This is a genomic window from Vibrio sp. R10-SG3-ISO10 (genome assembly GCF_059834185.1).
Window position 1 is genome coordinate 37,942 of sequence record NZ_JCBDHG010000018.1, and the last position, 24,502, is coordinate 62,443.

The following is a 24,502-nucleotide window of genomic DNA, read 5'->3' on the forward strand; positions in this document are numbered from 1 at the left end:
TTCTTACCAAATATGTAACCAATTAAAGATTGCGTGTACGACGCTTAATCATGCGTTCTGCTTCTTTGAGTGCAGTTTCGATGTCTTTACCTTCATCAAGCACTTCCATCAGAGCATTTTCTAAGATTATCGAGCGAGCAACGTGGTCACCTTTAGCCGGAGCAACAGGCTTGATGTTTTTCGCCACATCAGCAAACAGCAAACGGGCTTTTTGACCGCCGAGGAATTCGACTTCCTCTTGGAACAAAGCGTCATCGTAGGTTTGGGTGTTGGCTGGGAATGCAGCAATGGTTTCAAAGTGCTTAAGTTGAATATCACGACGCGTTGTCATGTATTCAATCAGTTTCCACGCTTCATCTTGGTGTTTTGACTGAGTTGGAATTGAGAGGAAAGATCCACCCCAGCTACCATAGATACCATCTGGCAGGTGAGAAACGCCCCAGTTACCTGCGGTTTCAGGTGCGATCCAGTTATTGAGGTGACCAAGCAGCCATGCACCAGATAACTGAGTGGCAAAGGTGCCATTACGGAAACCTTCATACCATTCGTTTGACCATGCTAAGATTCGCGCATCTAAGCCTTTTTCACGGATCTCTTTTGCGACTTCGAATGCATGCACAAAGCGCTCAGAGGTGACCACAGGGTTACCGTCTGCATCGAAGTAGAGCCCTTCTCCTTCAGGCACTGTGGTGAAGATAATCGCTTGGGCAACGTCGGCCGCAGAAGCAATCAGGTAAACGTCTTTTTTCTTCAGCTCTTCACCCGCTTTGATGTAAGAATCCCAGTCTTTGATCGCCTGGTTTACATCAATGCCAGCTTTAGCAAACACATCACTGCGGTAGTACATCACCCCAGGGCCTAGGTCGACAGGCATACCATAAACATCACCGTCGGCACCTTTACCTTGCGCCCAAGCATAAGGAGCAAAACTCTCGGCAAACTTATCGGCACCATAGTTTTCAGATAGGTTAACTAGGCCGCCAGAAGCGACAAAAGGGCCAATCTTTTCAACATCAACGACAATAACATCGCCTGCACCTGAGCCTGTCGCAAGGTTAGTGGTCAGTTTGGTGTGGTGGTCGCCATGATTGTTCATCAGATAATCGACCTTGATTCCTGTCTCCTTTTCGAAGTCAGGCAGTAGAACCTTGAGACTGCTATCGAAATCTGGGAAGCCGTCAAAGCGAATATTTGAGTCGGCGGCGTTGACTGTCGTAGCAAGTCCAAGTGCGGTGACAGTGGCAAGCGTCAAAGTTTTTAGTTTCATCTTCTTGTCCTTAAATGACTTTATTTAGAGTTGTTTTACTGAGCTTCTAGGCACTAGGGTAGGTGACAGTTTGAAGCTCACATCTCGCTTGTTTTTGTTGAGTATTTGAATAACCAGTTGAACCGCTTCGGCACTCATCTGCTCAATGGGAAAATTCACGGTTGTAAGAGGCGGCGAAATATAACGAGCAAACAAAATGTCGTCGAAGCCAATCAGTGACACCTGTTCTGGGACCTGAATGTTGTGCTCTTTCAATACCTCAAAAGCGCCGAACGCCATATGATCATTACTGGCAAAAACGGCGGTAAAAGGTCGTTCACGCTTGAGCAGCTTGCGCATTGCGCTTATGCCAGACTCTTCGGTAAAACCGGCCTCTGAAATCAGTGCTTCGTCGAACAGGAGTCCCGCTTCTTCAATCGCTTTGCGGTAACCCTGCAGACGCCCCCGTGCATCTGATTTGTCCAGAGGGCCGGTAATACATGCAATGTCACGATGCCCCATTCGCAACAAATATTCGGTTGCCAGTTGGCCCCCTAATTCGTTATCAATTTCGATACAGTTCTGTGCTAGTTCTGGTACGAAACGATTGACCAAAACCAAAGCCACTCCTTTTGCTTCAAGCTCTGTGAGGTAGTCATCTGAGAGGTGCTGAGTGTGCAAAATCATTGCATCGACTCGACGCCCAAGTAGAAATTCCACCGACTCACGTTGGCCCTGTTCGGTATTTGAGCCAGCAGTGACGATTACGTGATAGCCAAAACGGCGTAGCCTTTTTTCAATACTATGCAGGATGCCAGAATAAAACGGACCACCGAGCTCAGGGACTATGATGCCAATGCTGCCAGTGCGGCTAGATGCGAGTGCCTGAGCAATCGAGTTTGGGCGGTAACCCAGAACTTGAATGGCTTTCTCAACCTTGAGCTTTTTGTCATGGCTTACTCGACTCGTGCCATTGATGACGCGAGATACTGTCGCTTGAGAAACGCCTGCATACTCAGAAACATCTTTTATGGTTGCCACAACTTACCTCTACAACTGCTTTTCACCTAAACGCATGAACGTTTTCGAAACCGCTTTCATGAGGCTTAGTATTAAAGATCTTAGTTAAAGCCTATGTGAGAAAAATCACACTCAAATAAGCCCTGAAAAGCCTTATTGTTCAAAGGATGAAGCGGTATGCAGTTTCTATCTACCTCATGAAACTGTTTCATGAAATGGTTATTTGATGCACAAATGTATTGCTGAGATGATTGAATCTAGGTTTTGTTACCGACAAAAAAAGAGCCGCTAAAAAGCGGCTCAAATGGTTTGGAGTTAAGTTGAAGCGGCTAGCAGAATATTGTTAGATTGCTAGCGAAATAGTTGGACAGTATTGTGCTGATTACCACCAGGCTTCCCACATGGCGCCTAGGCTAAAGGTATCTTGCTTAGCGGTTGTTGTTGCGGTTGCTTTATTGTCGACTTCACCTGCTGTTGCGTAGAAGCGGAGCATTGGACGTGCACCAGATCCCCAATCAAAGGCGATGTTTTGTGAAAGCGTCACTTTCCAACCAGAGTTGTCATCAGAGGCTCTGGCGTAGTCTACTACTTGATAACCTGCTTCCAACCAAGTCGAGTGGACATCATTCCAGAAGTACATAGGGCGAACGATGGCACTGTAGTTGGTTCGCTCATCTTCGACCTTTGAAGAGCCATCGACTGAATAATCGTGGTAGGCAAGCAAGTACTCAACAGCGGCACTTTCACCAAGAGTAGAATTACCTTCAAAGCTTGCATAGAGCGTCGTCAGATTATCGGTTTTCCAGAAAACACCATTATCCGCGTTATCAGAGTATCTTAGTACCAGTCGGTTGGAGCCATTGTCATGTGGGCGAGAGAAAACCGCTCCTAGTTGGTACGCATTAATGCTCTTTGCATCATCAATCGCTTCTGAATCAAATCCGTAGTTAGCGTACAGTTCAAGGTCGGCGAAGCCAAGATTGATACCATGCAGTTTAGAAGTGAAAGCGTAAGCGCCACTGTCGCCAGTACCCGCACCACCAGTACAATTGATTGAAGGATTAGCACCTGGTTCTATCGTTGGGCTACAGCTGTCAACGGCACCGACTACGCCAAAATCAAGTTTGACCGAGCCAAGTTCTAGGTTGTTGATACCCCCTCCTTGGCCATCGTGCATCATCCAGAAGTAATCATTAATGCCTTGTTGTGGACGCTGGTGGAAGTCACGCCCTGCCCATACATAAGCGTTGGGCTGGCTTTCAAATACATTGGTTGCACCTGCGTAGGCTTTTTTGATGTTTACCTCATCGCCCCAATGGTCGAACATCACGACAACATCCCAGATAGCACCGTTGTCACTTTGAAAGACCTTTGCCAACTGAAACTCCCCGCCATTACCTTCGTTGCCTAAACGACCAATCGCTGACGAGCCATTAAATGAACCATCGACCTGAACATATTTCTGGTCACCGGATTGGTAATGTGCGCCATAGCGAGCATAGCCAGAGAAGACCACTCCAAGAGGAACCTCAATATCAGGTGATAGCACGGCAGGTTGCTGGTCGTTGACGTAATCGGTCTGCATCCGGCTTTCCAGTTCCTGGATGCGTTGTTCGAGAGCCTGTAGTTCAGTTTCAGTAGCAAAAGAGGTGACGGAAGCAAGCGAAGCTGCCACTGCAATTGAAATAGGCAATAGCTTAAGTTTTTTCATGATAATTCCCTATATGACATTGTGTTTTTGTTCTATTGGGAATCTTAAAAAATGAAATGGATGAAAAGGTTTGAGCGCTTCACACCACGCCTAGGAGGAGACTGTCATGAAACTACACTCTTGAATGATGAGTCGTTTATTAATATTAAAAACAATTGGATATCTATATTTCTCACCGGTGATGAATTCAATGAAATCGCTTTCATTTCATGATTTTCTATAAGGTATATCACGTTACATTCAAATGCTTTGCGCTTAAAAAAGCCTCTTGCTTTGAATGCTTTCACTATGCTGAAAGATTTCATAGAACGTAAAATTCTTACAATCTAGGACGTTCTATACGGCTAGGAAAGAACCATTTTTATCAAAAACCAACTGCTTAATAACATCGCTAGAAACAAAAACAGGGCAGATAAAGTTCCAGCCGCAACCCCTAGTAACAAGTAGTATCGAGTATTCAAAATCAGTCCCTTGCATTGTATTGATAATTATTATCATTTAACTTGTTTTGCAACCGCAAATCAAGCTGATACCATGAATCCAACCTTATGGACTTTGTGTTGTTATGATTCCTCTGATTTACCACTCTCTCTATTCTGAGTTGCCGCTGCCTGACGGGCATCGCTATCCAATCAATAAATATCGACTGCTGTTTGAAGCAATAGAACAGCAACGAGCTGTAAACCCAATATGGCAGCAGGCTTTTCAATATGTGCAGCCAGCCCCAGTTGATTATGTGGAAGTGAGTCAAGTTCATTGTCCTGACTACATACAACTTCTTACGTCAGGTGAACTACCTGCGCCAAAGATGCGTCGAATTGGGTTTCCATGGAGCGAAACACTGATTACTCGGACGCTGACGTCCGCAGGTGGAACGTGCGAAACGGTTCATCAGGCCGTTAAGCATGGTGTCGCTATCCATTTAAGCGGCGGATATCACCATGCGCACAGGGATTTTGGTAGTGGCTTCTGTTTAGTTAACGATCTGGTGTTGGCAGCCAAAAGGGCACTGACTCTTGAAGGGATAGATAAGGTATTGATTGTTGACAGCGATGTGCATCATGGAGACGGCACGGCAACACTGTGCGAAGAAGAGGACGCGATAGTTACCCTCTCGTTCCACTGTGATAAGAACTTCCCTGCACGCAAGCCAGATTCTGATCTTGATGTACCGTTAGGCAGAGAAACGGGGGATGCTGAGTTTCTTGAGGCATTCACCTCGGTGGTTGAAATGGCTGTTAATCTACATCAGCCCGATCTCATTCTATATGATGCAGGCGTTGATATTCATGAAGATGACGAGCTAGGGTATTTGAATATCTCTAGTGACGCTATCTACACGCGAGATGTGTTTATGTTTCAACTGGCTCAGGAAAAACAGTTACCGATAGCGTGTGTGGTTGGAGGTGGGTATCGTACAGAGCATCAAGCGCTTGTCCCAATCCATATGCAGCTTATTCGCGCTGCACTGAACGTATACGTAAGTTAAAGGATTATCATGGAACACAGAATTCGAGCTGCAGGAATACTGATTAAAGACGGTGCAATGCTACTTGTTAAAGTGAAAGACTTTACCGGTGAGTATTGGATTCCACCCGGTGGTGGTATGGAGCCAAGCGATCAAAGCTCGAAAGCCTGTGTGGTTCGTGAATTTAAAGAAGAGGCGGGCATAGATGTTCAAGTTGGAGAGCTTATCTGCGTAAGGGAGTTTCTCGAAACGTATAAACAGCGCTACCACGCTGAGTTCTTCTATTTGATCGAATCTTATTGCGGTGTTCCGAACCTCGATAATCTATCGGGCTTAAACGATGAGGATTATATTCAGGATGTCGAGTGGCTATCACTAACGGAACTCACAGGCAAAAGAATGTATCCAGCAGAACTCAAAGATAAGCTTATCGAATTGATAGAGACCAAATGCTTCTCTACTCACCTTGGCAGTTATATCCAGGGTGAAAATGAAGATATCGATTATCTTTAGAATGATTTGAAACGAAAAAGCCGCTAATTACTTAGCGGCTTTTTTACTGAATGTGGCGGAGTTGCGCCCAACTAGGGATTTAATAAATCCCTATCGAGTTTTCCTGCTTTAAAACGAGAAAACCCCAGTCTTTCGACTAGGGTTTTGAATGTGGCGGAGAGATAGGGATTTGAACCCTAGATACGCTATTAACGTATGCCGGTTTTCAAGACCGGTGCTTTCAACCACTCAGCCATCTCTCCGTTGTTGAAGCGAATAATATAGAGGTTGAGAAAAGTTGTAAACCCCTAATTTTACTGTTTGCTTTAATAATGAGCGTTTGGCGGTAAAAACTTGAATAGACGACGATTTATTATACTTTTATAACATTTGGCGGAGTGAAAACAGCCATTTGCTAGCAAGCCTTTATGAGGAGTGGGGAGGGCGTAAATTGCTACTAGAAGCGAATTACTAGGCAAAAGAAAAGCCTGTTGCTTATAAAAACAACAGGCTCTAGGTGTAATGGTCGGACTGACAAGATTTGAACTTGCGACCCCCGACACCCCATGACGGTGCGCTACCAAGCTGCGCTACAGTCCGATGCCTCTAATCTAAACCTAAACGATTAGAGGGTCAATCCTATAAGGCTATGATTTAGTTACTTTTTGCGTAAAAACGTTGCAGCTCAGTCAAACCTTGCATCAACACAGGTAGTGTCGGATTTTCATCTTTTAAGCGTTGGTAATTGGAATCGTACAGTTTGTAATTACCAAACTTATCAATCACCGTGGTGTTTTTCGCCGTAATCAAAGCAAGTTCACGAGAATCACCTGCTAGAATCCAACGACGCTTGCGCTCATCGAATAGATTTCGGCCGCTGCTAAAGTCTGTTGGGTTAGATGATACACCAAGCAAATCTTGCAGTAGGGTGACTGACATATCTAGGTGGCTGGTTCTGTGCTTGTATTCACCGGCGAGTTTACCAGGCCAATGAATAATCATAGGAACCTTTAACTGGTACTGGCTGTAGTTGGTGTTTGAGCCCCAGCTATTCGTCTTAGTTTCATTAAACTCAGTGGCGTGGTTAGAGGTAATGACAATCACTGTCGACTCATCAAGCTCTAGCGCGTTTACTTGCTCAAGCAAATTATTTAGCTCTGTGTCTGCTTGGCTAACCGAGTTTTTGTATCCCGCTTTTAGCTTCTCGCCAGTAGGCAACTGCTGGTCGCTGTCGTTGTAGGCACTGAAATTATCTACGGTGGTTAGTTCAATGTAACTAAACCAAGGTTTCTTGCCCTGCTGCTGCACCCAGTCAGACCAAGCATCTATCGCTTGGTTATCTGCCGATTTTGCGTCATTAAAAGCGATACCATTGAAGTTCATGCCACGGAAAACGGTTTCACCGTATAGAGGTTCGTCGAAGTTATCTGCACTAAACAGACCAAATTGGTACTGCTTTTCAAGTAAGGTATCGATCAGGATAGGCTTTGAACCTTGAGCTTTAATGCTGCTTGAGTAGCTGCTTGGTAAACCATAAAACAAGCCAAACACACCAAACGAGTCGTTGCTTGAACTGTAGTGGTTGGTGAAGTTCAGGTTGTTCTGCGCAAATTTGTAAGTCGCCGGCATGGTCTGTTCGGTCAGCATATCAGATCGCAGGTTGTTAACACTAACGACTAGGATATTAAGCGGATTAGCGCGGCGATTAAACTCGATGGTTTCGAGCGGGTAGCTTACTAACTCAATGCTATCTTGGCTTTGTTCAAGGCGTTTTAGGTATTCTTCACGATCTAATAAGCCGTGTCTTTCCATAAATGACTTCGCCGTCATCGGGTAGGAAAGAGGGAAATTGGCACGCTGAGCGGTGATCGGATTGTAGAAGTAGGCATCCGCCCACACATAAATAAGGTGGCTAGCAATAAAGCTAACGAAAAACAGCGCCGATAATGGTCGGCCGACATGCTTGTGTGACAGTTTACGTTGTTTACGCCATACCCATTCAGACAACGCGAGTTGGAGCAAAAATATCAGTGGTAAGACAATAAACAAATGCTGTAGGTCGACGCTGATGGTCGAACCTTCATCACTAAACAACACTTCCCAAACAACAGGCGTTAGGTGCAAGTTAATGGTTTGGTAGGCTTGCGTATCGATAAGTAGGATCGTTAGCCCTACAGTTGCAAAACAGACCGCCACTAAACGGAACAGTTTTCGTGACGGTATGACAAAGGTGAGTGGGAATAGAACCAACAGGTATAGGGCGAATACAAGGAAGCCAAAATGACCGACCCAAGAAATCATCAAGTAGAATTGACCAAGTAGGGTCTCTGGCCACGGAGACTGAGAGATATAACGGGTACCGATCAGCATTGCAGCGATGATGTTGAAAAAGGCGAACCAGTGTCCCCATCCCACTAAACGCGATACGCGTTCACCGTATGTATTTCCGTTATCTACCATGTAAGTGTTCTATTGTCCGTTATTATTTTTAGTGTTTTTTATCTTCAATTGAAGAAACAAGCGCTTCTGCAAATTTTTCAGCAATTGCTTTGCGTTGTGAAGCAGCAACATCTTGATTTAAGACATTGGTAGCGATATTTCCAGCAATCATTAACGCAAGCTCTGGACCCGCTGCATGTTTTTCAAGTACCGCAGCCACTTCAGTAAGGATTTGTTCTACTTGCTCGTCGCTGTATTTAGATGTAATCGGCATAAAGACTCTAATGATGATAGTAAAGCGGCTTATGATAACCTACAATGCCACGCAACTGAAACCTACGCGGCGATAAATTTCATCATGAGCCTTCATCTTTCAAACGTTATCCTACATCAATTACAGAAAAACGACGCAGATGAACTAGTTGTTAACTTTCGTTCAGAGTCTCTATCTAACGATACTTCGACCGAAGACCTAGTTGCAGAGCTTCATAGAGTGTTCAACTCGAAAGCCGGTAAAGGCTTTGGTTCTTTTAAGTCTGACAGCGAATTTAACAACTGGTTGCAAGATCTTCGTCAAGGAAATCAAAACTTTTACGATTTCTCACAGTTAAGTGCTAACCGCCTTAAAGATGAATTATCAAAATACCCGTTTGCTGACGAAGGCATCTTAGTCTTTGCTGAATATCAGTCACTGGCAACAGATTATCTTTTTGTCGCAATTATTCCTTCAAATCAAAGCCTTAAGGTGACAGAAGGTCTAGAGATCAGCGCAACGGACTACCTTGACTTAAGCAAGATGGATATTGCAGCGCGAATCGACTTAACCAGCTTTGAGACTGACAAAGAGTCAAACCGTTACTTAGCTTACATCAAAGGTCGTGTCGGTCGTAAAGTGGCTGACTTTTTCCTCGATTTCCTACAGGCAGAAGTTGGTTTAGACACCAAAGTACAAAACCAAGTGTTGATGCAAGCGGTCGAAGATTTCTGTGCAGACTCTAAGTTAGAGAAAGACGAAGCTATCAGCTACAAAAAGCAAGTCGCGGATTACTGCAATGAGCAAATAAAATCAGGTGATGAAGTTCAAGTTCGTGAACTGTCTGGTGAACTGCCTCCTTCTCAAGATGGCACTAGCTTCTTGGATTACACTCAAGAACAAGGCTACGAACTAGAAGAGAGTTTCCCTGGTGATCGCACTGCCGTACGCAAGCTGACTAAGTATGTAGGTGCGGGCGGTGGCCTGAATGTAAGTTTTGATAGTTTATTGCTTGGTGAGCGTATTTTTTACGATCCAGAAACCGATACGTTAACGATCAAAGGCACACCACCAAATCTACGTGACCAGTTAACACGTAATAAATAGCCTCTCTAGAATAGGACTGACTGCAACATTTTGCTAGTTAGTCCTCCACTTCTGCTTGATAGTGTATATTCTTGTATTACTAGGGATTTATCTACAGGCAAGAGCATGGATGGGAAAACGCTTAAAATTGGCTGGATATTGTTAGCAGTATGGGTTGTGAGTATTGCTGTAATCGCGAGCAGTTACCGTTCAATCGAAGCTACTAAAGAACAGGTCTATGAATTAGGCACGAGCATCCAAGAATTGCGTGATGCTTTTTCTTTTGATTCGCCATATAGAGAAAACATGGCGGATTCTCAATCTCTTAACTTGCAGCTTATCTACGCGCTGCGTCTTCAGCTTGATGCCCACTATCAAAGCAGTTGGTTATTGCCAGACATTAACCGATTATTGTTTACTACTGATCGTTTTATCGAGCAGTCCCAAGTCTATCTAGATAACAACCTTGATCTCCTGAGCTTGGTCGACCAGATTGGTACCATGCGTGAGCGCTATCAGGGACAGAGCACAGAAGTGGTTTACTTCCGCCTTAGTACCAACGTGCTTGAAGCAGTGTTTGGTGATAGCGCCTCTAGCCCCCAAGTTTATCGAGACCTCGACAATATATACTCCCAATCTAATCAATTATCGGCTAAAGAGCGCCAAGACCTACAACAGGTTTTGGCACAAGTATCTTCTGCCTTAGGTGGCTACGCGCAAGGTCGATATATTGTTGAGAAACTGCAAACTCACGATGTGCTGAATCAGATCAGTGTGTTACGTGGTGAGTTCGATCAACTGCTTATTCGTCATGTTATCCTCGGGATCTTGCTTACCTTGTGTATTCTGGGCGGTTATTTATCACTCCTGCGTGCGAGTGACACTAGACCAACTACTTTGCGATCCCAACAGGATGATACTAAAGCAAAGCCATCAGTCCCCGAACCTGAAGAAATTGCTACAAATTCGTCACCAGCTGCAAACAGCGTAGTGGTCCCACCACAAGCACCTATTGAGCCTGTTATCGAGAAACAGACTGCACAAGCCGAGCCTGTGACCACAATTACGGAAACGAGCGAATGTGAAATTGATTTCGATAAGATGCTTGATTCGTTAAACAACGACATGGAATCTGTTTGTATGTTGCTTGAGGTCTTTATTGAAGATCATACCGGAGATGCGGATAAAATCGTTCAGCTAGTTAACGAATCACCTGAAGAGGCACAACGAAAAGCCCATAGCTTAAAAGGGGTGGGTGGCAACCTAGGTGCCACTAAGTTACGCGAAGCGGCTGGTAAAGTTGAAGTCGCCCTCAAGGATACCAATAACGTTGACGCAAATAGTGTCGAAGAGCTTAAAATACGTCTCGATAGAGCGATTGAAGAAGCCAGAGTTTTCTTAAAAGAGCGCAATACTATCAATAGTTAACGGTTTTCTGACTTTTAAGGTATAGAATATCGCGCGTATTTTATGTCTATCTGAGGTTAAACATTCAAATGAGCCGTTTTGCAAAGGTTTGGCTTTTCACCGCTATCTTGTTAAGTGGTGGTTGTTCATTGCTTGAGGTTAAGCTTGACAGTCAAACGACGCCGCTAACTCAGCAAGAGCTGAACATGCGTTTGCTGACGCGTGAGTACACTCAACAGTTTTTTTCTCAAGTCGAACAAGCCGCTGACGCTATCTCTGCTAGCTATGATGCGCAGGATAAGTTGCACCAATCCTACGTTTTGTTATGGAAGATAAATGCGGAAGAGGGTATTCAACAGTCGACCTATCAGGTGAACCCTACCGCTGCGCTAGTGGATGCCTGGGTGTTTACTGAACAGATGGATGAGTTTTTTGTATCGGGAGCAGGTAAAGGGCTATTTACCACATCACATGCGCAGCAGGTATCCAATCAGCTAACCAGTGAAATCGATAAACTGGCGAAATCATTGTTCAAAGGGACGCACTATAAATCGACGAAGCAGTTTGTGACTGATTTTGCTCGCGCTCATCCATTTGAAGATCTCTCTTTTATCCGTACTCCAGCCTACCGTGCTTGGTTACAAGCGCATGAAATTAGTGAAGATGAAGCGGTTTCAACCCTCGGGACTATGCCAGAAGCGCTAGGGGATGTGTCTGATCGATTGAGTTTAGTCTCTGAGCAAACCCCTAAACTCATGACTTGGAAAGCGCAGCTTATCGCGATGAACAGCAGTGTCAGCGGTGAACAACTGACAGAAACGCTTAAGAGTATTCAGCTCACCTCTGAGTCGTTCCAAGATTTCGTTAACAACAACCCTCAGTATATGGAAGACCTAGCTCGTCAAATGTCGATTCAACTGCAGCCGCTAGTGCAAGAAATTGACAATCGTACTGCGGATAGGTTGGAGCAATTAAGTTCCGAGCGTCAGGCGTTGGAGCAGATGGTCGCCCGTGAACGGGCTGAAATTGCTTTAATCATCAGTGCCGAAAGAGAAAAGTTTGCCCAAGATATTGATAAAGTTTCGCAAGACGTTGTTGCTCTTGCGATGGATAAGCTCGTGGTATTGATTAAGAGCACTATCATCTACTTTGTGTTGTTTATCGTTGCTATTTTCTTCGCACCGTTAGGCTTAGGTTACCTGTTAGGTAAACGGAGTGCGGCCAAGAAGGTCGACCGATAAGCAATAAAAAAGCGCCTCAGTTGAGGCGCTTTTGCTATTTGTTGAGTGTTTTTAAGCTGTTTGCTTAGCTAACTCTGTTTCTTCGTCAGCAACTTCTGCGGTCGCCGTCGGTTCACACTTATCAACAAACCAACCCATGTAAGATGTGATAATGGTGACGATGATACATACGAAGCTCAACCACATAAACGGCGCGTAAGAGAGGGTTGCGACACCAAGAATACTCGCCATGTAGATGCCGTTGTCACTCCAAGGCACCATACCTGAAGTCAGTGTGCCACCAAACTCTGCGTTACGTGACAGGTTCTTACGTTTATAACCCAAACGGTCGTAGTTCTTAGCACAGATCTTAGGTGTTAGGATAAGAGATACGTACATCGCTGAGCCAAATACGTTGCCCATAAAGGCAGTACCAATGGTGCTAGTCGCTAGAGAACCAGCGCTTTGAACGCGACGCTCAAACAGTTTAGCAATCGTTTCTAATACACCGACCTTATCTAGTAGGCCGCCGAAACCCAAACCAAATACGATAACAGCCACTGAACCAAGCATTGATGACATACCGCCTCGGTTAAGAATCGAATCAATGAAACCAACGCCAGATTCAATCTCAAAAGGTGCCCAAGCGGTATTGAACGCTTGCAGGAAGTCTACGTCCTGAATCATTACTGCCCAGATAATACCCAGCAGTGAGCCAAAGCTGATAACAGGGAAAGAAGGCATGCGCATTGCGAGTAAGCCGAGCACGATAACCACAGGCACAAAAGAGTAAGGCGTAATGTAGAATTGCTGCTCCATTGCTTGGATAACAGATTGCACCTGAGACATATCAACGTTACCCGCGTAGTGGAAGCCAAACGCAGTAAACATGATACCGGTAATAATGTAGCTGATCAGGGCTACTGGCAGCATGCCTTTAATGTGCTCAACCACTTCAACATTAGACATTGATGAAGCCAAGATAACTGAGTCTGACAGCGGAGACATCTTATCGCCGAAGTAACAGCCTGATAGGACAGCACCTGCGGTAATTGGTGCTGGAACACCAAGACCTTGACCGATACCCATCATCGCGATACCAGCAGTACCCGCAGCGCCCCATGATGTACCTGTCGCCAGAGCGGTTAGAGAACAGATGATCATCGTGGCTAAAAGGAAAATTGAAGGATGGATAGCTTTCAGACCATAGTAGATGATGGTTGGAACAATACCACCTGAGATCCAGGTACCGACCAGAGCACCAACGGCAAGTAAAATGAGTACGGCACCTAGTCCGTTAGAAATTCCGTTCAGAGCTGCTTTTTCTAACTCTTTGTATTTGTGACCTAAACGGATACCTAAAACGATGATAATGAACCAGCCAATGTATAGAGCTAGCTGAATGGGTAAATCAAGTTTGGCGGTGAACGAAAACGCCATTAGCAAGAATAACCCAAGGGAGACAACAACCTGCATCAAGCTTGGCAGACGGGGAGTATGTTGTGTCATACGGAGCCTCTTAATTGTTTATTAGCAAATGTAAACAGTGGAACAATTCTGCTTACGAAGGAGTGTTAACCCCTTTTTAAGGACGTAGGGCACTCTACATTAGATAGAATTATATTTCGATAAATTGTCGCTTTCGTGTGAGTTGTGTCTGTTGATTAAATTATTGCTAGTTAAAAATGTGGTTAAACGTTAAATCTTATCGCGATAGTTGTTTCTAATTGTAAATATTGTGTGGCACGAACTTTTCGTTGTTGTTTTGTCTGTGGCGCGTTTTTGTATAGGTAAATAACAAGTGGTGAAAAAGTCGACAAAACAAGGCTTCTGGTCGGCATTAACGAAATAAGAAATAAAAGTTACAGATTTGATGCAATTTTCTCTTGAGATTTTGCTGCGAAAATTGAATATTGAGCTATTCCCTTTTTAAAATTGAATACACGGAGAGTTGAGAATGAGAGTAGGTTTAGTCGGTTGGCGTGGCATGGTGGGTTCTGTGCTAATGCAGCGAATGGTTGAAGAGAAAGATTTTGACCTTATTGAGCCAGTTTTTTACAGCACATCTCAGATCGGTATTCCTGCACCTAACTTAGGTAAAGAGGCAGGCCTACTTCAAGATGCTTTCGATATTGAGAGCCTAAAACAGCTAGATGCAGTGATCACTTGTCAAGGTGGTAGCTACACGGAAAAAGTCTACCCAGCACTACGTCAAGCAGGTTGGAAAGGCTACTGGATTGATGCCGCATCAACTTTACGTATGGCGCAAGATTCGATTATTACACTAGACCCTGTCAACCTAAGCCAGATCCAACAAGGTATCCACGGTGGTACAAATACCTTTGTTGGTGGTAACTGTACAGTGAGTTTGATGCTGATGGGTTTAGGTGGCCTATTTGAGAAAGGTCTGGTTGAGTGGACCAGCGCGATGACTTACCAAGCAGCTTCGGGTGCAGGTGCGCAAAACATGCGTGAGCTGATCTCGCAAATGGGTGTGATCAATGATTCCGTCAGCTCTGAACTTGCTAATCCTTCAAGTTCAATTCTAGATATCGACAAGAAAGTCGCTGATACCATGCGCGGCAGCTCTTTCCCTACGGATAAATTCGGTGTGCCACTAGCAGGCTCTCTGATCCCTTGGATTGATGTTAAGCGTGACAATGGTCAAAGTAAAGAAGAGTGGAAAGCTGGTGTTGAAGCGAACAAGATTCTCGGTTTCAGTGATGCACCAGTGCCAATTGATGGAACCTGTGTTCGTATTGGCGCGATGCGTTGTCACTCTCAAGCTCTGACTATCAAGCTGAAGCAAAATGTGCCTATGGACGAGATCGAAGAGATGATCGCGACGCACAACGATTGGGTTAAAGTGATCCCGAACGATCGTGATATCACAGCGCAAGAGCTAACGCCTGCGAAAGTAACAGGTACCTTGTCTATTCCAGTAGGTCGTCTACGCAAGATGGCAATGGGAGATGATTTCCTAAACGCGTTTACAGTTGGTGACCAACTGCTATGGGGTGCGGCTGAGCCGTTACGTCGTACGCTACGTATTATCTTGAATGAAAAAGCTTAACCTCAATTAGATTTGCCTTTATCAATCAAGACCCTACTCTTTTAGTAGGGTCTTTTTTATTAAGGTAATCAATGAGTATCCCACGTATCTTTCTTGCTGTCGTTGCGGCGATCGCGGCATGGCTCGTTACTCATATGTTGATCGGCGAGCTCATTTCGTTGGCCGCGATATTATTTTGTCCTAAAGGCTTTGGTAGTAGTGGTGAATGTTATGTGGGCTGGTGGCACGATGTTGTGTTCGTCGTTGATGTGATCGGTGTTGGTCTGTCAGCATGTGCAACCATATTAGCGGCTGTGTGGGCTGCAAATAGCCACAGCCAAAGAGTGTCCAGGGTGACGTACTGCATTGGTATGTTACTGGCGAGCGCGCTTGTGATAAGCACCTGGTTAAGTTGGCTTGCCGTATCTTCATGGGTTAGTGCATTGCTCATCGGGTGGCTGACCGTCAAATACTTAGACCAGCGATACGGCACGCTAAGTTAAGTCGATTTCTCCACCGGCACCACACGCATATCTGGGTCTGCGAGTTCACTACCACAATGCTTACAGTGAAGTGCATCCGAGTCATGACCTGTTTGCATGCAGTTAGGACACTTAACTAAGGTTTTATGTGAGCTCATCTCTTGGTTTAGTTCCGCAGTAATGATACCCGTCGGCACAGCCAGTATGGAGTAACCTAACAGCATCGTCATCGAGGCGATCGCCTTTCCTAGTGCTGTCTGAGGAACCAGATCGCCATAACCGACGGTAGTAATTGTCACAATCGCCCAGTAGATGCTTTGTGGAATGCTGGTAAAACCGTTCTGTGGTCCTTCAATCACATAAATCAATGCACCGAAAATGGTGACCAAAATTGCGACTGTGGTAAAGAAGATAAAAATCTTACGCTTTGCCATCAGCAGAGATCTGAGCAAGATATTCGAGTCTTGTAGGTAACGAACCAATTTCAAAACGCGGAAGATCCGCATGACTCTTAGCGCCCGTATTACTCCCATAAATGATGCTGACGGGAAGAAGATGGCTAAATAGGTAGGGAGAATCGCAAGTAAATCGATGACACCATAAAAGCTTTTTGCATATGCCACCGGCTTTGGTGAGCAATAAAGCCTTAATAGGTATTCAAGTGTGAACAGAGCGGTAAAGGTGTATTCCATATACCGGAGTTGTGTGCCCCAAACCGCCCTAACGGAAGGGATAGATTCTAAGACCAGTACGACCAGAGAAGCCAAAATCGCTACTATGAGTGCAAGATCAAATGCTCGGCCCGCTTTTGTGTGGGTACCAAAGATAATGACGTAGAGATGATGTTTTAAAGAGTTTCTAGGCATGATAGAGCGATATTTATTTAGGTCACTCTATCATACTTGAATATAGTGCTTAAGCTAACCCTGGGAACAAATTGCGCAAACCGTTGGCAATAAACTCAATGCCTAGAGCGCCCAGAATAAGCCCCATAATACGCGTGATTACGTTGATGCCTGTTTGTCCTAAAAAGCGCACAATTAATGGAGCAGAACGGAATAGAAGCCACGTACACAATGCGAACAGTACGATGGTGACTATAATGCCGACAGTATCAAACATGCTCGGGTAGCGAGAGCCATAAACAATTGTTGAGCTGATCGCACCTGGACCTGCCATAAGGGGCATTGCAAGTGGCACAACGCCAATCTGCTCGCGACTGACGTATTCCGATTTCTCTTGTTTGTTCTGCTTATCTTCACCGAGCTTACCGCTCATCATAGAGAACGCGATACTTAGCAGCAGCAATCCGCCGGCCACACGGAACGAATCCAATGAGATGCTAAACATATCGAGTAGCATCTGACCTGCCATTAAAGAGACGACCAGAATAATAGCCACAGCCAAGTTAGCGGTCACTGCCGTTTTGTTTTTCTCTTCTTGAGTCATGTGACCGGTGAGAGAGACGAAGACCGGCATGATACCAACAGGGTTGACAGCTGCTACTAAACCGAGAAAAAACTGCAAAAAGATTGCGATTTCGAACGTTTGCATTCGGTGTGCCTACACAAGTAAAAGAGGAAACGGATTACATGCGGAATATAGTTGAAAATTTGCCCATGAACGAATGAAAAAAACTAAAGTTAAAACGATGCCATTACTGAGAAAATCTTATTATTGAAAAAAACGTAAATACTAATGACATACTTTGTTACGTAGAATGTGGTTGAAAAAATGAGCGTTTTACATAAACGTTAACATTCGCACATTTTCAGTAAAAAATAAGTCCGAATATAGAGAGATAGTTCGCTTTGGATATACTCTCAGTAGCACAAAGTTTATGGATTACATGTAAGTCTGTGGTCAGAAAATGAAACTTTTTTACAAAATATGGTCAGATTGCAAGTTTAGTTGTTCAATTGATGCAAAAATGCTCAATGATATTTTGTGATTTAAGTCTATGAAAAATATGGACTTAAACGAAAAATTGAGATTCTTGTACCACTAAGTGGGTAAATAGTTTTTCAGAACTGATCTGGGTCAATTTTTTTCATAACCTGAAATAATATACTCAGTCCTGAAAGCGATTTACTAAGAACTCTGTTCTAACAATCACAGTGGCCTTACTAAAAAGTTTTTAATATTTATCAATTTAGGAGATTCACTATGCCTGTAACTAATATGGCTGAACTAGATGCAATGGTTGCTCGCGTTAAAGCGGCACAAGCAGAGTTTGCAACCTTCTCTCAAGAGAAAGTAGACGCAATCTTTCGTGCAGCATCTTTAGCAGCTAACCACGCTCGTATCCCGCTAGCACAACAAGCGGTTGAAGAGTCTGGCATGGGTATTGTTGAAGACAAGGTTATCAAAAACCACTTCGCGTCAGAGTTCATCTACAACAAATACAAAGATGAAAAAACTTGTGGCATCTTAGAAGAAGACGACAACCTTGGTACAATGACTATCGCAGAACCTGTAGGTATCATCTGTGGTATCGTACCAACAACTAACCCAACATCTACTGCAATTTTCAAATCTCTAATCTCACTAAAAACTCGTAACGGCATCATCTTCTCGCCACACCCACGTGCGAAAAACTCAACCAACGATGCAGCGAAACTGGTTCTAGATGCAGCAGTAGCAGCGGGTGCTCCAAAAGACATCATCGGTTGGATTGATCAGCCATCTGTAGAGCTTTCTAACGGTCTAATGAAGCACGACGACATCGCTCTTATCCTTGCAACTGGTGGTCCAGGTATGGTTAAGGCTGCTTACTCTTCTGGTAAGCCAGCAATCGGTGTTGGTGCAGGTAACGTTCCTGTAGTAATCGACGAAACTGCTGACGTTAAACGAGCAGTAGCTTCTATCCTAATGTCTAAGACTTTCGATAACGGCGTAGTATGTGCTTCTGAGCAGGCTGCAATCGTAGTTGACGAAGTATACGACGAAGTGAAAGAGCGTTTTGCAACTCACAAAGCCGTTGTACTTAGCAAAGCTGACGCAGATAAAGTACGTAAAGTCCTTCTTATCGACGGCGCACTTAACGCTAAAATCGTTGGTCAACCAGCAGCAGCAATCGCTGAGCTAGCAGGTGTTAAAGTTCCTGCAGACACTAAAGTTCTTGTTGGTGAAGGTCTAGGTAAAGTTTCTTACGATGACGCATTCGCTCACGAGAAACTATCTCCAACGCTAGGTCTATTCCGTGCTGACGACTTCGAAGACGCAGTAGCTCAAGCGGTAACTATGGTTGAAATCGGCGGTATCGGTCACACATCTGGCCTATACACAAACCAAGACACAAACGCAGACCGCATCCGTTACTTCGGTGACAAGCTAAAAACTGCACGTATTCTTGTAAACATCCCAACGACTCACGGTGGTATCGGCGACCTTTACAACTTCAACGTTGCACCTTCGCTAACTCTAGGTTGTGGTTCATGGGGTGGTAACTCTATCTCTGAGAACGTAGGTCCTAAGCACCTTATCAACAAGAAAACTGTAGCGAAGCGAGCTGAAAACATGTTGTGGCACAAACTACCTAAGTCTATCTACTTCCGTCGTGGTAGCCTTCCAATCGCTCTTGGCGACCTAGAAGGTAAGAAACGCGCATTCCTAGTTACTGACCGTTTCCTATTCAACAACGGTTACGCTGATGAAGTAGTAAAACTACTGAAAGCTCAAGGCATCGAAGTTCAAGTATTCTTCGACGTAGAAGCGGATCCAACTCTATCTGTTGTTGAGAAAGGTGCTGAAGCAATGAAGAGCTTCCAGCCAGACGTTATCCTAGCGCTAGGTGGCGGCTCTCCAATGGATGCGGCTAAGATCATGTGGGTAATGTACGAGCACCCAGAAACGCACTTCGCTGAACTAGCAATGCGCTTCATGGATATCCGTAAACGTATCTACAAGTTCCCTAAAATGGGTAAAAAAGCTGAGCTTGTTTGTATCACTACAACTTCAGGTACGGGTTCAGAAGTTACTCCATTCGCTGTTGTTACCGACGACAAGACTGGTGCTAAGTACCCACTAGCTGACTACGAAATCACGCCAAACATGGCTATCGTAGATGCGAACCTAGTAATGAACATGCCTAAGTCTCTAACAGCGTTCGGTGGTTACGATGCAGTAACTCACGCTCTAGAAGCTTACGTATCTGTTCTAGCGAACGAATACTCAGATGGTCAAGCTCTACAAGCGCTTAAGATGCTTAAGGAATACCTACCATCAAGCTACGCGAACGGTGCAAACGACCCAATCGCTCGTGAAAAAGTACACAACGCAGCTACTATTGCTGGTGTGGCATTTGCGAACGCATTCCTAGGTGTTTGTCACTCAATGGCTCACAAGATTGGTGCTGAGTTCCACCTACCACACGGTCTGGCGAACGCACTACTAATCTCTAACGTTGTTCGTTACAACGCGAACGACAACCCAACTAAGCAAACTGCGTTCTCTCAATACGACCGCCCACAAGCACGTCGTCGTTACGCTGAAGTTGCTGACCACCTAGGCCTAAGCCAAGCTGGTGACCGTACTGCTCAGAAGATTGAACGTCTACTAGCATGGTTGGATGAGCTTAAAGGTAACCTAGACATTCCAATGTCTATCCAAGCGGCGGGTGTTTCGGAAGCTGATTTCGTAGCGAAACTAGACGAGCTAGCTGTTGAAGCGTTCGATGACCAGTGTACAGGTGCTAACCCACGTTACCCTCTAATCACTGAGCTGAAAGAAGTTCTACTTGCTTCTTACTACGGTAAAGCGTTCGTTGAAGGTGAAACTTTCGAAGGTACTACAGTTATCAAGAAGAAAGCAGACCAAGAAGCAGCGAAAGCAGCACCAAAAGCTAAGAAAGCAAAAGCTGAAGCATAATAAGTAAGATTCAGCATGAGATAAGTTTTCGCTAGCACGACACTTATCTATCGGGAAAAGACCAAAGCCCCAGTCGAAAGACTGGGGCTTTTTTCGTCTACTTGGTTAGGGTTAATTGTTCGATAAACTTTTTATTTATGTCTATACCTATAGTTAAGTAACGCTCCATATGGAAGAAGATTACTCGTCAAGGATAGAACCATGAATTTTAATAATATTCCCTTAAAGTTCAAAATCGCGCTAGGTACAGGGGCTCCGCTCATTCTCCTCGTGTTTTTGGCCTTTGTTGCAATCACAAGTTCACGTTCCCAGGTCCAAACTAATGCCATGGTTGACCATACTCACAATGTTATTCAGCAGGCGATGAGGATTGAAGCGGCTGCTGTGGATATGGAAACAGGTATGCGTGGGTTTCTTCTCGCAGGTAAGGAGGACTTTTTAGCTCCTTATCTGAATGGTCAACAGAGATTCACTAAGCTGGTGGCTGAGCTTAAGAACACGGTTAATGACAACCCAGTTCAGGTCAAGCGTTTAGAGGATATTGAGCAAACGATCAATGATTGGCGAGTCAATGTCACTGAACCCATCATCGAACTTAGGCGTGAGATTGGGCACGCTAAAACCATGGATGACGTGTCAGACCTCGTCGGAGAGGCACGCGGAAAAGTTTATTTCGATAAGTTTCGCGGACAAATTGCTTTGTTTACGGAGCGCGAGGCTGAGCTCTTAGAGCAGCGACAAAAAAACAATAAAGATAAGTTTGATAAAAGTGTTTTCTCCCTCGTTACCTTGAATGAGCAAGGTTATCTAGAAAAGTCAGAAACAGAAGAGCTGCTTAGTTCGTTTTCCCAACTCAGTGAATCTACAGATTGGGTCAACCATACCTATAAAGTGATGGCTTCTGCCCAAGACGTTCTTGCGGCCGCTGTTGATATGGAAACCGGAATGCGCGGTTATCTGCTCGCGGGCAGAGATGATTTTCTCACCCCGTATAACCAAGGCAGTGGAAAGTTTAAGCAACTGATGTTTAAACTTAAACAAACCGTCAGCGATAACCCTCAGCAAGTTAAGCTGTTAGAAGAGATGAACGAGACCATCAGTGAATGGCAAGCTGAGGTTGTTACCCCCATCATCAATTTGAGACGAGAGATTGGTGACGCCAAAACGATGAATGATATGGCAAAGCTTGTCGGTGAAGCGCGAGGCAAGGTCTATTTCGATCAATTTCGTAGCCAAATTGCTGAGTTTGTTGCAATGGAAGATGGCTTGATGGATGAGCGTCAAGCGGCGGCCGAGTCGGCTGCTAAAACAACAGAAACGACTTTAATGCTTGGTACGTTGATAGCGATTGGTTTAGGTTCTGTAATTGCTTGGGTGGTGCTTAAAGCGATAACTGTCCCGGTTAGACAAGTAGCAACCGGTCTTGAGCGTTTAGCCGAGGGGGATTTAACCAATACTATCGATATCGATTCTAAAGATGAATTAGGCGCGATGGCCGCTAGCTACAATCAGGCTGTGAAAAAAACCAATGGGGCGATTCTCGAAGTATTGCGCACTACGGACGAGGTAGTTGACGGCACAATGTCGATCACGCAGGCCAATACCAACATGTCACATGAGTTAGGGGTTCAATCTGAGAAGATTGCTCATATTTCATCATCTATTGAACAGATGAGCCACAGCATTCAAGAGGTGGCGACGAAATCTTCAGAAGCCACGGCAAATGCACAAGCTGCAGGTGTTACCGCTAACTCAGGTGGTGAAGTTGTTCAAAATACCATTGAGGGAATGAACGCCATCAATGAGGCGGTTACAGCGTCTTCGAATAGCGTTGCAGAACTAGGAAAACGCGGTTCTGAAATTGGCGAAATTATCAGCGTGATTAATGAAATTGCTGAGCAAACGAATTTGTTGGCACTTAATGCGGCAATAGAAGCTGCACGAGCTGGTGAAGCTGGGCGAGGTTTTGCTGTAGTTGCAGATGAAGTTCGTGCATTGGCAGATAGAACCACATCAGCAACGAAAGAGATCGGACAATCGATTGAAGCGATTCAAAACGAAACCTCACTTGCGGTTGAACGCATGGAGGTAGGGGCGACACAAGTCACTGAAGGACTAGAGTTAGTCAAAAGAGCTGGGGTCAGCCTTGATGAGATTGTCGAAGGGGCGCAAACCGTGGCTAATATGATCGATAGTATTGCGGCGGCTGCCGAACAGCAATCAGTAGCCAGCGGGGAAGTCTCAAAGAACGTTGAAAGCGTGTCTGAAGTGTCTGTTGCTGCCAATGAACAAGCTAACTTGGCCGCTAGTTCAGCTCAAACTCTAGAGCAGAAGGCTGAATCTCTGAAACGTCTCGTTAACCAGTTTAAGGTGTAAGAGCGAGGATGGACTTCGTCCTGCGAGAGGTTAGAACGCTGCGCTCCGAGATTCGGGATCGGGCTTCGCCCTTCGAGATGCGTGCATAGCGAGTTTGTCGAAAGTTGCTGGCAGTGTTGGCGTCTGTTTTAGCGTAAGTATCTCAAATAATAAGAAAAGGGTTGATACAACGTACCAACCCTTCAAACTTTTCTCGCTTCTCGCTTCTCGCTTCTCGCTTCTCGCTTCTCGCTTCTCGCTTCTCGCTTCTCGCTTCTCGCTTCTCGCTTCTCGCTTCTCGCTTCTCGCTAGCGCTCGTCTTCTGGTAACTTAACGTTAAGTTCTAGAACTGAGATATCGTCGTCTTTGTGCTCAAATGACAAATCAACCATCGAAGGGTCAACTTCCACATACTTGCCTATCACTTTTAGAATATCTTCTTTAAGCTGAGGCAGGTAAGAAGGTGCTGGGTCACCTTGACTGCGGCGTTCAGCTACGATAATTTGCAAACGCTCTTTGGCTAAGTTCGCAGAGCTTTTTTTCTGCGGACGGAAAAACTCAAGTAGTGACATTTAGCCTCCGAATAGTCGTTTAAAAATTCCTTTTTTCTGTTCAGTCAGAAAGCGGAAGTCCACTTGCTGACCAAGCAGGCGCTCAACAGTATCGTTGTAAGCCATACCTGCATCAGACAGCTCGTCGAAGATGACTGGCACGCCTTTATTAGAAGCGTTCAGTACTGCTTGGCTCTCAGGGATAACACCTAGTAGAGAGATATGTAGAATCTCTTCTACGTCTTCGACGCTTAGCATCTCACCTTGATTCACTCGCGCTGGGTTGTAGCGTGTCAATAGTAGGTGCTGTTTTACTGGCTCTAAACCTTCTTCTGCGCGGCGAGACTTAGAGTCTAAGATGCCAAGGATACGGTCAGAGTCGCGTACAGAAGAAACTTCAGGGTTAGTGGTAACAATGGCTTCATCTGCAAAGTATAGCGCCATTAATGCGCCTTGCTCGATGCCCGCTGGCGAGTCACAGATAATAAAGTCAAAGCCCATCTCGTCCAACTCGTCTAAGATGCGACGAACACCGTCTTTAGTCAGGGCGTCTTTATCGCGAGTTTGAGAGGCAGGAAGAATGAACAAGTTCTCAGTACGCTTGTCTTTGATCATCGCTTGGTTCAATGTCGCTTCGCCGTTGATTACGTTGACGAAGTCGTAGACCACGCGGCGTTCACAGCCCATGATAAGATCGAGGTTACGCAGACCAATATCGAAATCGATAACTGCGGTTTTCTTTCCTTTTACAGCAAGGCCTGAAGCGATTGCGGCGCTTGAAGTGGTTTTACCCACACCACCTTTACCTGAAGTGACAACAATAACGCGTGCCATTATGTGTTCCTTATAAG

The 24,502-nt window shown here is 44.9% G+C and carries 19 protein-coding genes and 2 tRNA genes; 9 read left to right on the forward strand and 12 right to left on the reverse strand.

The features are described from left to right. Positions 1-22 precede the first annotated feature (22 nt). From AC6R16_RS09425 to AC6R16_RS09435, 3 genes are all read right to left on the reverse strand, one after another. Entirely contained in the window at positions 23-1,267 is a 1,245-nt protein-coding gene (locus tag AC6R16_RS09425) for an ABC transporter substrate-binding protein (protein ID WP_500674241.1), read from the reverse strand. Between the two features lie 24 nt (positions 1,268-1,291). Further along, entirely contained in the window at positions 1,292-2,287 is a 996-nt protein-coding gene (locus tag AC6R16_RS09430) for a LacI family DNA-binding transcriptional regulator (protein WP_008077980.1), read from the reverse strand. 361 nt (positions 2,288-2,648) lie between these two features. Then, complete coding sequence (locus AC6R16_RS09435; protein ID WP_500674242.1) at positions 2,649-3,977, reverse strand: carbohydrate porin; 1,329 nt, start codon at positions 3,975-3,977, stop codon at positions 2,649-2,651. 565 nt (positions 3,978-4,542) lie between these two features. Between AC6R16_RS09435 and AC6R16_RS09440 the strand changes: the two genes are divergently transcribed. Continuing rightward, positions 4,543-5,466 (forward strand): histone deacetylase family protein, encoded by a 924-nt coding sequence (locus AC6R16_RS09440; protein WP_500674243.1) that lies wholly within the window; start codon positions 4,543-4,545, stop codon positions 5,464-5,466. 9 nt (positions 5,467-5,475) lie between these two features. Beyond that, positions 5,476-5,958: an NUDIX domain-containing protein gene (locus AC6R16_RS09445; protein ID WP_500674244.1), complete on the forward strand. Its 483-nt coding sequence runs from the start codon at positions 5,476-5,478 to the stop codon at positions 5,956-5,958. 151 nt (positions 5,959-6,109) lie between these two features. Here the strand turns inward: AC6R16_RS09445 and AC6R16_RS09450 are convergent. The 4 genes from AC6R16_RS09450 to AC6R16_RS09465 all read right to left on the reverse strand — a co-directional run bounded on the left by AC6R16_RS09450 (position 6,110) and on the right by AC6R16_RS09465 (position 8,650). After that, positions 6,110-6,200: transfer RNA gene (locus tag AC6R16_RS09450), tRNA-Ser, on the reverse strand. A gap of 260 nt (positions 6,201-6,460) precedes the next feature. Then, positions 6,461-6,537, reverse strand: a tRNA-Pro gene (locus AC6R16_RS09455). Between the two features lie 54 nt (positions 6,538-6,591). Further along, entirely contained in the window at positions 6,592-8,397 is a 1,806-nt protein-coding gene (locus AC6R16_RS09460) for a DUF3413 domain-containing protein (protein WP_500641721.1), read from the reverse strand. A 28-nt stretch (positions 8,398-8,425) separates the two neighbouring features. After that, positions 8,426-8,650 carry a YejL family protein gene (locus tag AC6R16_RS09465; protein WP_004748486.1) on the reverse strand — a complete coding sequence of 75 codons (225 nt, stop codon included), beginning with the start codon at positions 8,648-8,650 and terminating at the stop codon, positions 8,426-8,428. A gap of 84 nt (positions 8,651-8,734) precedes the next feature. On the opposite strand from AC6R16_RS09465, the gene yejK reads away from it, so the two are divergent. From yejK to AC6R16_RS09480, 3 genes are all read left to right on the forward strand, one after another. Continuing rightward, a complete protein-coding gene (gene yejK / locus AC6R16_RS09470; protein WP_004748487.1) occupies positions 8,735-9,736 on the forward strand; it encodes a nucleoid-associated protein YejK in 1,002 nt (333 codons plus the stop codon). Between the two features lie 105 nt (positions 9,737-9,841). Further along, complete coding sequence (locus tag AC6R16_RS09475; protein WP_500674245.1) at positions 9,842-11,143, forward strand: Hpt domain-containing protein; 1,302 nt, start codon at positions 9,842-9,844, stop codon at positions 11,141-11,143. Positions 11,144-11,211: 68 nt separating this feature from the next. Further along, a complete protein-coding gene (locus tag AC6R16_RS09480; RefSeq protein WP_500674246.1) occupies positions 11,212-12,363 on the forward strand; it encodes a chemotaxis protein in 1,152 nt (383 codons plus the stop codon). Between the two features lie 51 nt (positions 12,364-12,414). Here the strand turns inward: AC6R16_RS09480 and nhaC are convergent, their stop codons facing one another. Then, positions 12,415-13,851 carry a Na+/H+ antiporter NhaC gene (gene nhaC / locus AC6R16_RS09485; RefSeq protein WP_239853216.1) on the reverse strand — a complete coding sequence of 479 codons (1,437 nt, stop codon included), beginning with the start codon at positions 13,849-13,851 and terminating at the stop codon, positions 12,415-12,417. 448 nt (positions 13,852-14,299) lie between these two features. On the opposite strand from nhaC, the gene asd reads away from it, so the two are divergent. Further along, the gene (asd, locus tag AC6R16_RS09490; RefSeq protein ID WP_486795466.1) at positions 14,300-15,415 is read left to right on the forward strand and encodes an aspartate-semialdehyde dehydrogenase; all 1,116 of its coding nucleotides are present in this window, start codon (positions 14,300-14,302) and stop codon (positions 15,413-15,415) included. Positions 15,416-15,486: 71 nt separating this feature from the next. Next, positions 15,487-15,897 (forward strand): hypothetical protein, encoded by a 411-nt coding sequence (locus AC6R16_RS09495; protein WP_500674247.1) that lies wholly within the window; start codon positions 15,487-15,489, stop codon positions 15,895-15,897. On the opposite strand, the gene AC6R16_RS09500 is transcribed toward AC6R16_RS09495, so the two are convergent. Both AC6R16_RS09500 and AC6R16_RS09505 read right to left on the reverse strand, forming a co-directional pair. Further along, positions 15,894-16,742 carry an ion transporter gene (locus AC6R16_RS09500; RefSeq protein WP_500641726.1) on the reverse strand — a complete coding sequence of 283 codons (849 nt, stop codon included), beginning with the start codon at positions 16,740-16,742 and terminating at the stop codon, positions 15,894-15,896. The two genes, AC6R16_RS09495 and AC6R16_RS09500, sit on opposite strands and share 4 nt — an antisense overlap. A 49-nt stretch (positions 16,743-16,791) precedes the next feature. Next, complete coding sequence (locus tag AC6R16_RS09505; protein ID WP_500641727.1) at positions 16,792-17,430, reverse strand: YchE family NAAT transporter; 639 nt, start codon at positions 17,428-17,430, stop codon at positions 16,792-16,794. A 612-nt stretch (positions 17,431-18,042) separates the two neighbouring features. On the opposite strand from AC6R16_RS09505, the gene adhE reads away from it, so the two are divergent. Together adhE and AC6R16_RS09515 are read left to right on the forward strand one after the other, a co-directional pair. Further along, positions 18,043-20,745 (forward strand): bifunctional acetaldehyde-CoA/alcohol dehydrogenase, encoded by a 2,703-nt coding sequence (gene adhE / locus AC6R16_RS09510; RefSeq protein ID WP_004748499.1) that lies wholly within the window; start codon positions 18,043-18,045, stop codon positions 20,743-20,745. 201 nt (positions 20,746-20,946) lie between these two features. Beyond that, complete coding sequence (locus AC6R16_RS09515; protein ID WP_500674248.1) at positions 20,947-23,121, forward strand: CHASE3 domain-containing protein; 2,175 nt, start codon at positions 20,947-20,949, stop codon at positions 23,119-23,121. Positions 23,122-23,408: 287 nt separating this feature from the next. On the opposite strand, the gene minE is transcribed toward AC6R16_RS09515, so the two are convergent. Together minE and minD are read right to left on the reverse strand one after the other, a co-directional pair. After that, positions 23,409-23,672, reverse strand: a complete 264-nt coding sequence (gene minE, locus AC6R16_RS09520; protein WP_500674249.1) for a cell division topological specificity factor MinE — start codon at positions 23,670-23,672, stop codon at positions 23,409-23,411. Then, the gene (gene minD, locus AC6R16_RS09525; protein ID WP_500674250.1) at positions 23,673-24,485 is read right to left on the reverse strand and encodes a septum site-determining protein MinD; all 813 of its coding nucleotides are present in this window, start codon (positions 24,483-24,485) and stop codon (positions 23,673-23,675) included. Between the last annotated feature and the right edge of the window lie 17 nt (positions 24,486-24,502).

Coding starts and splice junctions, on each gene's coding strand:
- AC6R16_RS09425 (WP_500674241.1), bottom strand. CDS start 1,267: ATGAAACTAAAAACTTTGACGCTTGCCACTGTCACCGCACTTGGACTT.
- AC6R16_RS09435 (WP_500674242.1), bottom strand. CDS start 3,977: ATGAAAAAACTTAAGCTATTGCCTATTTCAATTGCAGTGGCAGCTTCG.
- AC6R16_RS09440 (WP_500674243.1), top strand. CDS start 4,543: ATGATTCCTCTGATTTACCACTCTCTCTATTCTGAGTTGCCGCTGCCT.
- AC6R16_RS09445 (WP_500674244.1), top strand. CDS start 5,476: ATGGAACACAGAATTCGAGCTGCAGGAATACTGATTAAAGACGGTGCA.
- AC6R16_RS09460 (WP_500641721.1), bottom strand. CDS start 8,397: ATGGTAGATAACGGAAATACATACGGTGAACGCGTATCGCGTTTAGTG.
- AC6R16_RS09465 (WP_004748486.1), bottom strand. CDS start 8,650: ATGCCGATTACATCTAAATACAGCGACGAGCAAGTAGAACAAATCCTT.
- yejK (WP_004748487.1), top strand. CDS start 8,735: ATGAGCCTTCATCTTTCAAACGTTATCCTACATCAATTACAGAAAAAC.
- AC6R16_RS09475 (WP_500674245.1), top strand. CDS start 9,842: ATGGATGGGAAAACGCTTAAAATTGGCTGGATATTGTTAGCAGTATGG.
- AC6R16_RS09480 (WP_500674246.1), top strand. CDS start 11,212: ATGAGCCGTTTTGCAAAGGTTTGGCTTTTCACCGCTATCTTGTTAAGT.
- nhaC (WP_239853216.1), bottom strand. CDS start 13,851: ATGACACAACATACTCCCCGTCTGCCAAGCTTGATGCAGGTTGTTGTC.
- asd (WP_486795466.1), top strand. CDS start 14,300: ATGAGAGTAGGTTTAGTCGGTTGGCGTGGCATGGTGGGTTCTGTGCTA.
- AC6R16_RS09495 (WP_500674247.1), top strand. CDS start 15,487: ATGAGTATCCCACGTATCTTTCTTGCTGTCGTTGCGGCGATCGCGGCA.
- AC6R16_RS09500 (WP_500641726.1), bottom strand. CDS start 16,742: ATGCCTAGAAACTCTTTAAAACATCATCTCTACGTCATTATCTTTGGT.
- AC6R16_RS09505 (WP_500641727.1), bottom strand. CDS start 17,430: ATGCAAACGTTCGAAATCGCAATCTTTTTGCAGTTTTTTCTCGGTTTA.
- adhE (WP_004748499.1), top strand. CDS start 18,043: ATGCCTGTAACTAATATGGCTGAACTAGATGCAATGGTTGCTCGCGTT.
- AC6R16_RS09515 (WP_500674248.1), top strand. CDS start 20,947: ATGAATTTTAATAATATTCCCTTAAAGTTCAAAATCGCGCTAGGTACA.
- minE (WP_500674249.1), bottom strand. CDS start 23,672: ATGTCACTACTTGAGTTTTTCCGTCCGCAGAAAAAAAGCTCTGCGAAC.
- minD (WP_500674250.1), bottom strand. CDS start 24,485: ATGGCACGCGTTATTGTTGTCACTTCAGGTAAAGGTGGTGTGGGTAAA.